The 12322-nt window shown below is 59.3% G+C and carries 14 protein-coding genes; 4 read left to right on the top strand and 10 right to left on the bottom strand.

Translation table 11 applies throughout. From position 1 onward, the window contains the following. Positions 1 to 42 precede the first annotated feature (42 nt). The 7 genes from der to AC1DX3_RS02275 all read right to left on the bottom strand — a co-directional run bounded on the left by der (position 43) and on the right by AC1DX3_RS02275 (position 6389). Positions 43 to 1692, bottom strand: coding sequence for a ribosome biogenesis GTPase Der (gene der, locus AC1DX3_RS02245; RefSeq protein WP_476987598.1), 1650 nt, complete (start codon positions 1690 to 1692; stop codon positions 43 to 45). Positions 1693 to 1750: 58 nt separating this feature from the next. Next, complete coding sequence (locus AC1DX3_RS02250; protein WP_476987599.1) at positions 1751 to 3160, bottom strand: PQQ-like beta-propeller repeat protein; 1410 nt, start codon at positions 3158 to 3160, stop codon at positions 1751 to 1753. Positions 3161 to 3198: 38 nt separating this feature from the next. Next, positions 3199 to 3966 carry a tetratricopeptide repeat protein gene (locus AC1DX3_RS02255; RefSeq protein ID WP_476987600.1) on the bottom strand — a complete coding sequence of 256 codons (768 nt, stop codon included), beginning with the start codon at positions 3964 to 3966 and terminating at the stop codon, positions 3199 to 3201. Between the two features lie 156 nt (positions 3967 to 4122). Then, a complete protein-coding gene (panB, locus tag AC1DX3_RS02260; RefSeq protein WP_476987601.1) occupies positions 4123 to 4941 on the bottom strand; it encodes a 3-methyl-2-oxobutanoate hydroxymethyltransferase in 819 nt (272 codons plus the stop codon). 36 nt (positions 4942 to 4977) lie between these two features. After that, positions 4978 to 5394, bottom strand: a complete 417-nt coding sequence (locus tag AC1DX3_RS02265; protein WP_476987602.1) for a hypothetical protein — start codon at positions 5392 to 5394, stop codon at positions 4978 to 4980. Further along, positions 5391 to 5975: an RNA polymerase sigma factor gene (locus AC1DX3_RS02270; RefSeq protein WP_476987603.1), complete on the bottom strand. Its 585-nt coding sequence runs from the start codon at positions 5973 to 5975 to the stop codon at positions 5391 to 5393. The genes AC1DX3_RS02265 and AC1DX3_RS02270 overlap by 4 nt, the downstream gene beginning before the upstream one ends. A 33-nt stretch (positions 5976 to 6008) precedes the next feature. Beyond that, positions 6009 to 6389 (bottom strand): DUF6249 domain-containing protein, encoded by a 381-nt coding sequence (locus AC1DX3_RS02275; protein ID WP_476987604.1) that lies wholly within the window; start codon positions 6387 to 6389, stop codon positions 6009 to 6011. Between the two features lie 410 nt (positions 6390 to 6799). Between AC1DX3_RS02275 and AC1DX3_RS02280 the strand changes: the two genes are divergently transcribed. From AC1DX3_RS02280 to AC1DX3_RS02290, 3 genes are all read left to right on the top strand, one after another. After that, positions 6800 to 7399, top strand: coding sequence for a PadR family transcriptional regulator (locus AC1DX3_RS02280; RefSeq protein ID WP_476987605.1), 600 nt, complete (start codon positions 6800 to 6802; stop codon positions 7397 to 7399). Between the two features lie 59 nt (positions 7400 to 7458). Further along, a complete protein-coding gene (locus AC1DX3_RS02285) occupies positions 7459 to 8217 on the top strand; it encodes a siderophore-interacting protein (protein ID WP_476987606.1) in 759 nt (252 codons plus the stop codon). A 71-nt stretch (positions 8218 to 8288) separates the two neighbouring features. Further along, positions 8289 to 8933, top strand: coding sequence for a hypothetical protein (locus tag AC1DX3_RS02290; protein WP_476987607.1), 645 nt, complete (start codon positions 8289 to 8291; stop codon positions 8931 to 8933). Between the two features lie 13 nt (positions 8934 to 8946). Here AC1DX3_RS02290 and AC1DX3_RS02295 read toward each other — a convergent pair whose 3' ends face one another. Together AC1DX3_RS02295 and AC1DX3_RS02300 are read right to left on the bottom strand one after the other, a co-directional pair. Further along, positions 8947 to 9906 (bottom strand): alpha/beta fold hydrolase, encoded by a 960-nt coding sequence (locus AC1DX3_RS02295; RefSeq protein WP_476987608.1) that lies wholly within the window; start codon positions 9904 to 9906, stop codon positions 8947 to 8949. Between the two features lie 356 nt (positions 9907 to 10262). Next, on the bottom strand, positions 10263 to 10703 hold the full coding sequence (locus AC1DX3_RS02300) for a hypothetical protein (protein ID WP_476987609.1): 441 nt from the start codon (positions 10701 to 10703) through the stop codon (positions 10263 to 10265). 581 nt (positions 10704 to 11284) lie between these two features. Here AC1DX3_RS02300 and AC1DX3_RS02305 point away from each other — a divergent pair. Further along, a complete protein-coding gene (locus AC1DX3_RS02305; protein WP_476987610.1) occupies positions 11285 to 11410 on the top strand; it encodes a hypothetical protein in 126 nt (41 codons plus the stop codon). 11 nt (positions 11411 to 11421) lie between these two features. Here the strand turns inward: AC1DX3_RS02305 and AC1DX3_RS02310 are convergent, their stop codons facing one another. Next, entirely contained in the window at positions 11422 to 12036 is a 615-nt protein-coding gene (locus tag AC1DX3_RS02310; RefSeq protein ID WP_476987611.1) for a hypothetical protein, read from the bottom strand. Between the last annotated feature and the right edge of the window lie 286 nt (positions 12037 to 12322).

Genomic DNA, 12322 nt, shown 5'->3' on the forward strand with positions numbered 1-12322 from the left:
AAAAACCGGCCGGATCTGTTTCAGGTCCGGCCGATTACATATCTATCGTTTCTTCGGCGCCGGTTTGCCGCGCGGGATAGGTGCGCCGCGAGCGCGACCGCCCGGTGCCGCTGCGCCGGGCTTGGTGCTGGGGCCCATGGCGCGCGCCTTGACGGCCTTGGCCTTGGAGACATCTTCGCGCGCCTTCACCTTGACCTTCGGGACGGCCACGGTCGTGCCCTTGGCCTTTTGGCGGACGCGGTTCGGGTGAGCGGGCTTTTCACCTGGCTTGAACTTGGGCTGGGCGCGGACGCGTTTGAAGCCGGCAGGCTTGCCGCCGTCGGACGTATCGCCATCGACATAGGGATTGTTCGTCGCATTGGCCTTGACGGTCAAACGGATCGGCACACCCGGCATATCAAAAGACTCGCGCAAGCTATTGATAAGGTAGCGCGTATAGTGATCCGGCATGGCATAGGCTCGCGCCGCGAACAGCACGAAGGTTGGCGGGCGCCCCTTGGTCTGGGCCATATATTTCGGCTTGATACGCTTGCCGGAGACGGCGGGAGGCGGATGCCTCTGGATCGCCAGGGCCAGCCAATCGTTCAAATCGCGCGTCTTGATCTTGGCCGACCAGTTCTTGTGCGTCTTCAACACCGCCGGCATCAGACGCTCGACGCCCTTGCCGGTGGCGCCGGACAAGGTCACCAAAGGCGTGCCGCGTAGCTGCGGCAACATGCGCTCGGAGATTTCGAGGATTTCCTGCAGGCGTGACTGCGGATTTTCGACCAGATCCCATTTCGAGATACAATAGACCAGTCCGCGGCCTTCGCGCTCGACCAGGTCGGCGATCTGCAGGTCCTGGACCTCAAAGGCATTGGCCTCGTCCATAACCAGGACCACGACCTCGGCAAAGGTGATGGCGCGGATCGTATCGTTGGTCGACAGCTTTTCGAGCTTTTCCTGGACGCGCGCCTTGCGGCGCAGACCCGCGGTATCGACCAGGCGGATGGTGCGGCCTTCATACTCCCAGTCGACCGAGATCGAATCGCGCGTAATACCGGCTTCGGGTCCGACCAGGAGGCGGTCTTCGCCCAGCATCTTGTTGATCAGGGTCGACTTGCCGGCATTGGGACGGCCGATAATGGCGATACGGATCGGCTTGGTTTCGTCGTCCTCGTCCTCGCTGTCATCTTCGGCGACGAAATCGCCCTCGAATTGCTGACGGAAGATTTCCGTGGCGTCGTAGAGCTCGCCGATGCCTTCGCCATGTTCGGCCGACAGATGCAGCGGTTCGCCAAAACCAAGTTRGTAGGCTTCATGGGCGCCGGCATTGCCTGCATGGCCTTCGGCCTTGTTGGCGATCAGGAGAACAGGCTTTTCCTTGCGGCGCAGGATTTCAGCGAAAATCTTGTCGAGCGGCGTCACGCCTTCACGGGCGTCGACCACGAAGAAGGCGACGTCGGCTTCCTCAATCGCCTTCTCGGTCTGGATACGCATGCGCGCCTCCAGGCTGAGATCGGCCAGGTCTTCGAAACCGGCGGTGTCGATCAGTTCGAGGTCGATATCGCCCAGGCGGCCGGTGGCGTAGCGACGGTCACGCGTGACACCGGGCTGGTCATCTACGATGGCCAGCTTCTTGCCCGCGAGGCGGTTAAACAGGGTCGATTTGCCGACATTGGGCCGGCCGACGATAGCTATCTTTAAAGGCATGAGGGCCTTATAGCGAAAAGCGCTGAAAAGGCCACCCCTTTGCTGAAAGCTGTGGCGGCTACTGAATCGCCACCAGCTTGCCGTCGTCGGTTACGACGAACAGCTTGTTACCAACGGCGATCGGCGCGATATAACCAGCGCCACCGATCTTGATGGTATCGGTCTTTTCCCCGGTCTTGGGATCGAAGGCAACCGCTTCGCCCAAGGAATTGACCATAACCAGGCGGCTCGAAGCCATAACCGGCCCGGCCCAGATCGGCAGCTTACCGACCAGCTTTTCGCGGCCGAGGCCGAAAGCGCCCTTTTTCTTCTTTTGGATGCCGGCATTGAGATCCTGCATCCAATAGATGCCACCGGTTTCACGGCTGACGCACAGCAGTTCGCCCTGGAGGCTGACCAGGAAGACAACATCGCCGGCGACCCATGGCGAGTTGACGCTGTCGGCTTCGATCTGCCACTTCGGAGTGCCGGTCTTGGCATCCATGGCCTGGAAAACGCCGGAATGGCTGGCGGCGAAGACGACGCCGCTGTCCAACACCGGACGGCCGGAGATGTCGCGGATTTCCGACAGGGCGTTGGTGCGGGTCGATTGCGCCAAAACCTGTTCCCACAGGGGATCGCCCGTGGTCGCGTTGATAGCCACCAGTTCACCCGAAGAGAACGGCGCATAGATGGTGCTGCCCGAAACGATAGGCGCGGAGGTCTTCAAAAGACGCGCGGGTTCGGCGATGGCCTGATAGGTCCAGTCCATGTCGCCGCTATCCTTGTGGAAAGCGAAGATTTGGTTGTCGACATCGGACGCGATGACATAGTCGCCCGCAACCGTCGGAGCGGCATGGAACTGGGTGTCCGTTTGCTTTTCCCACACCACGGCGCCGGTGGAGGCATCAAGCGCATCGATAAAGCGATAACCCGAAGTGACATAGAGCTTGCCGTCGCCGGACAGGGCCAGACCGCCGCCGAAGCCGGTCTTGTCACGCTTGAGCTTCGGATTGAGATCGACGCTCCAGGCCTGAGCACCGGTATTGACGTCGAAAGCCGAGACGCGCGCTTCGCCGTCCAGGGTATAGATCAGCTTGCCGTCGGAGACCGGCTGGGCCAGGACCTGGGTATTACCCTTGCTGGCAGCACCGATCGACTTGGTCCAGGCGACCTTGAAATCGGCGGCCGCGGCAGCGTTCTGGACGGGCTGATCGGACGATCCGCCGGCGACCAGCCAGTCGGTGACCGGTGCGGGCGCCGGAATATAATAGCCCAGGCCTTTCAGGCTTTTAGACGGCTCCAGCTTCTGGTCGAAGGCGACGATGGAAATGCGCTGGCCTTGCGAGGCGACGGCGCTGTCTTCGGCGTCGTGCTTCTTCATCGGATTGAGAGAGGCTATCTTCGCGCAAGACGTCAAACTCAGGGCGGCGACGACGCCGAGGACGACGAGGCTCGCCCCTTTAAATTTGACCGTGTGAGCCTTCATGATGACTGTTTTCCGTATGCTTGAGACGTATGTGGTGATTATTGCGCGGGCTGGACGGCTTCAGCGTCCGACGGCATTTGCAGTTGCTGGCCAGGGGCCAGTTGCGGCATGACGGGCATGGCGGCTTCAGGCAGCTTGACGACGCCCTGGGCGGTCGGGGCAGCGCCCGAATCGATGACTTCCAACACCATGGCGGCGCGTTGTTTGACGCCGTTGGGGACATCGAGGCCGACCGACAGGACCTGCAGGTCGCTGCGCGCACCCTTGACGTCGCCGGCCTGCAGCTTGGCCATGGCCAGGGCTTCCTTGGCCAAAGGCGCCAGCGGACGCTTGTCGGCGGTCAGCGGCGTCAGGCGCTTGGAGACGTCGGCAAACGAAGCCTTGTCCATGACCAGATAGGCGGCCTTTAACGCAGCCAGGTCGGAGACCAAGGGATCACCCCCTGACTTGGCCGCCTGGTCGAAGTCCTTGACGGCTTCGTCAGGCTTGTTGTCTGTGACGGCCAAGGCGCCCAGCTGCATCCAGGACATGGCCTTGAAGGCGGCATTGCCGGACTTGGTCAATTCCTCGAACTTGGCCTTGGCGGTGGCGGTATCGGATTTCGCCGTGGCGTCGACGGCCGCCTGATAGGTCTCGGACGACTTGGCCGTGACACTGTCCTGCCAGCTTTGATAGCCCCAAATGCCGAGCGCGATCACCAAAGCCAAGACCAGAACCGCACTGACCCACGGCAGCGCCTTCTTGACAATGGTCACCCATTTGTCGGCGCGCAGGTTCTCTTCGGTTTCGTCAAAAATGTCGCTCACGGCGCATCCTTCAAGCAAATATCGTTATGGGAGAAGGCAGCGCAACGGTGCACGCCTTTCGGATCGGCGCGAAACTAGCCTTTGCGTCTCGCTTGCGCAACCGGATACAGCGTCCTTTTGCGAACCGGCCCCCAAATTACAGTCTGTTACGTCTATTTATTTAGCAAAATATGTCTCTTCTGGGGCCGGGAAGCTGCGATCCCTGACATCTTTTGCAAAGGCCGCCACGGCGCCATCGATTTGCTCACGCAGGGAGGCATAGCGGCGGACGAATTTCGGCGTCCAGTCGAACAGGCCCAGCATGTCGTCGATGACCAGGACCTGGCCGTCGCAGGCATTGGAGGCGCCGATGCCGATAGTGGGCGCTTTGACGACCGCGGTGATTTCACCGGCCAGGCTGGCGGCCACGCCTTCGACGACGATGGCGAAGGCGCCGGCGGCGTCGCTACCTTTAGCTTCCTCGATAACCTTTTGGCGCTCGATATCGTTGCGCCCCTTGGCTTTGAACCCGCCCTCCAGATTGACCGCCTGGGGGCGCAGGCCGACATGGGCCATGACGGCGATGCCGCGGGCGGTCAGGTAGGCGATGGTGTCGGCGACGGTTGGACCGCTTTCGACCTTGACGGCCTGGGCGCCGGTTTCCTTCAGCAAACGGACAGCGTTCTGGAAGGCCTGTTCCGGGCCTGCCTCGTAGGAGCCGAACGGCATGTCGATGACGACAAAGGCGCGCTTGGCCGCGCGCATCACAGCCTGGCCGTGGAGAATCATCATTTCCATGGTGACGCCGATGGTGTTGGGCAGGCCGTGGACGACCATGCCGACACTGTCGCCGACCAGCAGGATATCGCAATGGTCGTCCATGATGGCGGCCATGGGCGCGCTGTAGGCCGTCAGGCAGACGATCGGCGTCTGGCCCTTATGGGCATAGATTTCGGGAGCGGTGATGCGTTTGGTGGTCTGGGTCTGGCTGCTCAAGGGCGGGCGTCTTTCGATTGCGCCCGCTGCCGGGCCTCAGATGGTTTCTTCCTGGGAGTAGGCGTAATACAGGCCCACGAGCGTTAAACATAGGGCAAAACTGACCCAAAAGAAGAGTGGGGTCTGCATAAAGGTGAGGTAGTGCGCCGACGAATCCATCAGGTTCATGAATTCGACCCGCAGGCCGTCGAACAAGTGGGACCCGGCGCGAAGGGTAGTATCGGTTTCCGTGGCAGCCTTTTCATAGACGCCCTTGCCGCCGGCCGTCCAGTTGGGCAGACGTACGACTTGGGCCAGAGCATAGAGGCCGCCGGTAAAGCCGGCCAGGACGACCAGCCATTGCCGCAGCCACAACTTGACCTGCAGGCCGCGCATGACGCGGCCCTCGAAGGCTTCGCCGTCATCGAAAACTTCGGATGAGGCGAACAAATCGTTCAATTCGTTGTCGTTCATGATCCTGTTTCCAACAGATTGGATCGTGGTGTTTCGTCAGGCCGCAGGATCGCCTTCAGGTGATCCAGGGCGCGCTTGATATGGCTTTTGACCGTACCGAGCGGTATTTTCAGATCGTCGGCGATCTCCTGATGACTCAGTTCGCCGCTAAAGTTCAGCGTCACGCATAAGCGTTCCACAGGTTTGAGGCGGTTTAAGGCCGCATCGAGATTATGGGCGCGAAATTCGCTGACCTCGGGGGCATCCGGTTCATAGGGCGTCATGTCATCGACCAGGAGATATTTGACATTGGCCCGAACCTTCCGGAGGTAACGCCGCGACGCTATCTTTTTCAGCCAGGCAATCAGCGGCCCGTCGAAGCGATATTCGCCAAGCCGTTCATAGGCAATCATAAAGGCTTCCTGCGCCATATCGTCGGCATCGGAGGCTTGAGCCCCTGCCCGCCTCAGATGCGTGCGCAGATTTGCGGCGTGCCGATGTACGAGCTCTGCGAAGGCGGATTTATCGCCCGCCGTACAGAGCCGCACCAGATCGACGTCCGATTGCCGCGTCAGATCAAGCTTGTCGCTTGTCAAAGCCATAGTGTCATTGCCCCGGGTTGCCGCAAAAGGCGCTTATTTGCGGTTACCCATGAGGCCGAGCGCCAGAAGCGCCAAGCCGATAAAGCCCGGAACGGCGGCGAACCCGGAGGTTTCATCCAGAACGTAATTGTTGTCGAGGAAGTTCCAGGTGACGAGAGCAAGGGCAAGGGCGATCAGGATTATGCCCCAGCGGATATCGTTGGCCGGGCTTTTCGGCTTGGTCTGGGCGACCCGCATGCTGTCGAGGAATTCGGGCGGCAGGGGCTGGCCCTTCTCGATCGACATACGCAGCGTCTTTTGCAGTTCCGCGTTGTCGCGGGACTTTGCCAACCGGATGACGGCAACGATGGCGATGGGCATGCCGAAGACCATGATCAGGGCAACGATAGGGATAATTTCGTGAGGAAAGTTCATAAACATGTTCCTTGTGACCTCGATTGATTGGGGCAGCCGAATGCCGCCCTTTGCAAACTAGAGGCGCTGAGAGCGTGGTTTAGATGCACGGAGTCGGATTAAGTTTTCGTAATCCGCGTTCGCGGCCGGATTCGGAGTGTGGCGATTGTAACCCCAAACCGGCGCCGGCGTAAGGCCAAGCCTTGATCCCAAAGGATTTGAGGCCACGGGAAGCCGCACGGTATGGGGAGATTCGGAGTAGAGTCGGTTTTTTTCGCAAAAAATCGACGCTCCGAATCTTTTGGCTCTTGCAGCCGACATATTTTAGATATATCTAAATCGCATCGAATTAAAGCACTTGCAAATCGTTCGCAGTGTAGTTATAAATTCGATATATCGTGTTACAATCTTTAATCATAAAGGAGACTGCCTTGCGAGGCTTTTTTCACCATCGCGGATCGAGCCACGGCTCTGACCGCACTTACAGCCATCGCGACGGCTTTGGTCGCGGTTTCACAAGAGGCCCCGGCCGTGATGAAGGCATGGGCCGCGGTTTCGGTTTTCGCGGCGGGCGCGGCGACGGCCGTGGCTTTGGCCACGGCGGTTTACGCCTGGTTCTGCTCAAACTCATCGACGACAAACCCAGCCATGGATATGAGCTGATCAAGGCCGTCGAGGACCGTTTCAACGGCAGTTACAGCCCCTCCCCCGGCGTCATCTACCCGACCCTTAGCTGGCTGGAGGACGAAGGCTTCATCACCGTGTCGCCCGGCGAGGACGGCCGCAAGTCCGCCCACATTACCGATGCCGGCAAGGCGCACCTGGCCGAAAAGGCCGAGGCCGTCGCCGAACTGTTCAATATGATGGACGGTCAGCGCAACGAGCACGGCGACTATGCGCCTTTGTTCCGCGCCATGCATAACCTCAAGACGGCCTTGCGCATGCGCGGCATGAAGCCGATGGGCAAGACTGAAATCGAGTCGATTGTCGACCTGATCGACGATCTGGCCAAGAAGATCGAGCGTTCGTGATGGACGCCGCGACATCTGAGGACAAGCTTAGTGATGGGCGCGCCCATGATGCGCGGGCCATGCAACGCGTGCGTTATGAAACGCGGCTGCGGACTTTGACGGTGGCGGGGGTCAGGCAACTGACCCCTCACCTCACCAGCATCACTCTGAGCGGCGATTTCAGCGGTTTCCAGTCGCCGAGCTTCTGCGATCACGTCAAGCTGTTCTTTCCCGATCCGGTGACGGGCGTTCTGAGCCTGCCGGGCAGCGACGGCGCCAAGCCGATCGCCCGCGATTACACCCCGCGGCGTTTCGATGCCGATGCCCAAACGCTCGACATCGAATTCGCCCTTCACGGTACGGGGGCCGAGTGCGGGCCGGCGACCCAATGGGCCATGACGGCCAAGGCCGGCGACACGGTGACCATCGGCGGGCCGCGCGGCTCGACCCTTATCCCGCTGGCCTTCGACGCCTATCTGCTGATCGGCGACGACACGGCCCTGCCCGCTATCGCCCGGCGCCTGGAAGAGATGCCGGCCGGCGCGAAGGTCATCGTGATGGCCGAAGTCGATGGTCCCGAGGACCGCATGGACTTTACGACTCAGGCGCATGCGCAGATTCACTGGATCTATCGCCAGACCCAGACCCTGAACGAGGCCTTGAAGCGGATGCATCTGCCGCAGGGCGACATGCACGCCTGGGTGGCCTGTGAATCCGCGGCCGCCAAGCTGATCCGGACGCAGTTAATCGACGATCACGGCGTCAATCCCGCCTATCTCAGGGCATCGGGGTATTGGCGTAAGGGCGACGCCGGCGTCCACGATAATATTGACGGTTGATTTGGCTCTGGACACGACGCTGACTTAGGTACATTTATCCCCCGTTACGATATTTCAGGGGACTCATTTCAGTGTTGATAGCCTTAGCAGCCATGGCGATTATGGCAACCGCGGCGCAGGATTCAGGTGCGCAGGATACATCAGCGCCCGCATCGTCTCCGGATGCTCAGGAGTCTGAAGCGTCTTCGGGCGGTTACCAACGCATCCCGCCCTGGTTTCATTTTCCGCACAAGATCCACCGCCAGCGTCTCGATACCAAGATGCACAAGATCAACCACGGCAAATATGGCTGGCAGGTTGTCGTCCGTACAGATGCCTTTACCGGTGAGATCTCGTGCTTTATTTCGTCGCGCAAGACCGCAACCCAGGACCGGATTACCTATGCCGGGCGCACGCTCGGTTTCGGGTTCGACGACTATGTCGATCCCAATACGACCTGGTTCCGCGCCGACGACAATCCCGCCCAGAAGCTGAGCGACGTCTATCCGACGCTTTATGCCCGCGGTCAGGTCGTGCCGCCGCGCAGCCTCGACAACCTGTCGAAAACCATCGTGCTGATTCCGATGGAAAGCGTCGAAGGCGCCGACCATGTGATGATCCGTACGGACGACAAGTCCAAGCCGCGTTCGTTCAAGCTGATCGGCTTCAAGGAAGCCCTGGCGACGGCGCAGGCCAATGGCTGCACGGAAGACCATTATGTCCGGCATCCGTTTTAGGTGAGTTGAAAGCCTAGTTACCGATAAATTCGCGTAAGGTTGTGATCAGGACCTCAGGCTGTTCCTCGGCCAGCCAATGGCCACTATTGGCAATGACGACCGTCGTCACCTGGGCGACCCCTAATTCGCGCAAGGCATCGGCGATAACCGGAAGCGCCGGTCCCATGGTGCGATCGCCGCCGACAAGCAGAACCGGCACGGTGACTGAGCCGGTTTGGCTCTTATTAAAGATCGAATCCTGATCGAAGGTCCGAAAAAATTCAAAGCCGGCGCGCAGACGATCGTGTGATCCGTAGGCCTTGGCGTAGATTTTCAAGGCCTTGTCAGTCACGGCACCGGGGTGGGCGGTATTGTGGTCATAATTGTACCGGAAGTAGATGGCCTGGCGGCCGCTGACCATGGATTCGGCAAACTCCGGCGCCTGATGGAAGCGAAAATGCCAGCAACATGCATTCGACTCGATTGCATCCCAAGGCGCTATGCCCGGCAGCGGCACGTCGAGAATGGCGACCGCCGCCAGATCCTCGGGATGGGTGCGTGCGTACGCATAGGCCACCATGCCGCCGGTATCATGGCCGGCCAGATAGACAGACTTCAGACCCAGGGCCAGGACAAGTTGGTGAATGTCTTCCGCCATGGTGACCTTGTCGTAGCCGGCTTGCGGCGCTTCGGACCCGCCGACACCGCGCAGGTCAGGGACGATGACCGTGTAGTCGCGCGCTAGATCGGCCTGAACCTTGTAGAATTCATACGAGCTTTGCGGCCAACCGTGCAGGAGGATGACGGTCTTTGCGCCCGTTCCGGCACGCAGATAGTGCAGCTTGATGCCGTTGACGCGGATATAGTTGTCGCTGACGCGGGGCGCGGCCGGAACGGGCTCCGCATTCGCCGCGAAGGCCGAAGCCATCTGAACACCCGCGACTGTGGCTACGAAGGCCATGGTCAGGCAGGCACGTTGCAATAGGTATTTCATAAAATGCTTTCGGGGTTCAGATGAAAAGGACCAGTCCTTCGTTTCGAGAGTACTGGTAGCAGTGTTTCACCGAACACGCATCACCCCGCCTGTTCACTGATCGAACGACGGCGCAGGCCGAAAGCGGGCTGAAATGGGTCGTATTGAGGGGGTTTTCACGCGTTTGAACAGGCTTGGGTGATGCTCAGAGGTGATTAGCGGGGGCTTCACGGAGCTTCACCGGGCTTCGCTGGTCGCAGGGTTTGGCGAAATTAGACCGTCTGACCGGGTGATCGGCCGAAAAAGTTATCCAATTCCATCCAATTAATCCGGCAATATGATGCTATTCATATGGCATCATCGAAATCTTGACATCCTCAGGACGGACAGCTCACCGATGAGCGTTTGTCCAGAGGCACAAACATATGTCCCACCAGCCTAAAACGGACAGCGAAGCAAGTCTCCGGAACGCCATCGCCTGGACCGTAGGTGACGGCTATTGTGTCCTGGTTCAGCTGCGCTCGAACGTCCCAAATCATATCGCCTTCAACCTGGCTCGGAGGCACTTCGATCACGCCGCCTGTATCCCGGTCAACAAACCAATAACTACCGCAGCCGGGTCCGCACGAAACAAAGGCCAGGGAAAAATGCCCATTGAACGTGACCTCAGGGCTCACCTCTTTCTGAATGGCTGCCAGCAAGGTTGCGTTTTCCTCACCGCCAATAAAGTGTGTCGGCTGTTTGCCGACCTCCGCCCTTGCGGGGCAGCTCCAGGCCATGATTAACGCAAAGGCCGCCGAAATTAGACGCCTGTTCACGGAGCTTCCCCCATTTTCGATTGTTGCAATCGCTTTATACGTTTCAACTAGACTAACGCAAACACATCCACGCACACTACATTCTGGTGAGGTCCATCGAAATGGCACCGCCGCTACCCATGGACAGAAATGGACAACTTTTCTGATCGATGAGCCGGCCTATGTTTGCGCAATTCATAAGGCTGCCCCGAAATCTGCCAGGCTTCGGCCTCAGGTGCAAGCTGTGGCGGAGGGGATTGAGCGCGACATAGCGCACAGCCGCCATCAAATGGTCCTCATCCATCGATAGCGACACAAACCGCCAATCGGGAATTACGGTTACATGGCACCAACTGCACAATTAAATTTTCGGTGGCTATTGCCTGATACCCAACCATGTTCACCTGATCCTGACACCCTCGGATGAGACCGGCCTGATACGGAACGTAAGGGAGACCCATCGTCGTTACACGGCTTTCGTTGGCGCACTTAGCCGACGGACCGGCCACCTTTTCCAGGGGCGTTTCGGCTCGTTCGCCACGGACGAAGCGCGCCTGATGGCGGGTTTCGCTATGTCGCTCTCAATCCCATGAAGGCCGGCCTTGCAGCGCGCTCAGGACCGGCCGTGGTCGAGCGTTGCGGCGCATCTGGACGGCCACGACACGCCCTATTTCGAGGTAGCGCCGCCCATTGACCTGGATGCCGTGTTCCGGGGATTTCGCGCCTAAGTCACCGCAGCCTATTGCGCCATAGCCCTGGCAATCGCAGCCGTGACGCCGCCGATTTCGGCCGCCGTCTGAATTTGGCCCTTCAGGAACACGTCCGGCTTAAAAACGGCGACCATTTGCTCTGTGTCCTGCAACCGGTATCCGTCCATACTCATCAGGGTGACAACCACAGCACCCGGTGCCTTGGGCGCGCGCACGACGGAAAACCAATAGACACGTCTGGCATCGCAGACAAGAGCCTGACTTGGCCCATCACCAATCTTACGCGCACCAACGGCCTTGCCGACAAACTCCAGCACGTCCTGGTTTGGATTATCCGCTTCGCCAAAACCACGCTTGTAGCCTTTTAGATAGCCCTGATCATCCGCCGTAAGCTTCGTCTCATCTATATCGATATCAAAGACGCAATTGCTGGCCGTAAACTGCCAGTTGCGATCGTCAGCACTGGTCAACAGTGCGGCTTCAGGCGCGAGTAGGGTTTGCCCCGTGATGGACTGGCCAGTCTCAGCTAACCGAATGCCGAGCCTGACATATCGTATAGCCGTAAACCGGCTTGCCGCATACGACGGCGCCGTGTAGGCAAGCGCCACGAAAGCCATCAAAAATCCTGCCACCCAACGCGACATTCCCCGCCTCCCCAATCATAAACTCTTGGCCACCTTATCCGCCCCCTTTGGCCGATGCAATCCCGGGCTAAAACCTGGATCAGGTTTCTCAATCCAATTCCCTGGTCCACTCAACACCGGTGGCGTGTCGAGATATGGATTACGGTGACATGGCGTAATTGATCTACACTCCTGGACTGAACTGCACCCCTTAGGTGAGACATAATAATTTCGGGTACAAGTTTCACAACAAGGAGAAATGAAGGGACAGGAGCGCTATCCCCCAACGTTTCCGACAAGGACTGAT

The sequence above is a fragment of the Asticcacaulis sp. P2_B1 genome (assembly GCF_056404915.1).

Excerpts from the sequence above, each read along its gene's own strand:
- AC1DX3_RS02250 (WP_476987599.1), bottom strand. The coding sequence starts at position 3,160 with ATGAAGGCTCACACGGTCAAATTTAAAGGGGCGAGCCTCGTCGTCCTC.
- AC1DX3_RS02265 (WP_476987602.1), bottom strand. The coding sequence starts at position 5,394 with ATGAACGACAACGAATTGAACGATTTGTTCGCCTCATCCGAAGTTTTC.
- AC1DX3_RS02270 (WP_476987603.1), bottom strand. The coding sequence starts at position 5,975 with ATGGCTTTGACAAGCGACAAGCTTGATCTGACGCGGCAATCGGACGTC.
- AC1DX3_RS02275 (WP_476987604.1), bottom strand. The coding sequence starts at position 6,389 with ATGAACTTTCCTCACGAAATTATCCCTATCGTTGCCCTGATCATGGTC.
- AC1DX3_RS02285 (WP_476987606.1), top strand. The coding sequence starts at position 7,459 with ATGCAACGCGTGCGTTATGAAACGCGGCTGCGGACTTTGACGGTGGCG.
- AC1DX3_RS02295 (WP_476987608.1), bottom strand. The coding sequence starts at position 9,906 with ATGAAATACCTATTGCAACGTGCCTGCCTGACCATGGCCTTCGTAGCC.
- AC1DX3_RS02310 (WP_476987611.1), bottom strand. The coding sequence starts at position 12,036 with ATGTCGCGTTGGGTGGCAGGATTTTTGATGGCTTTCGTGGCGCTTGCC.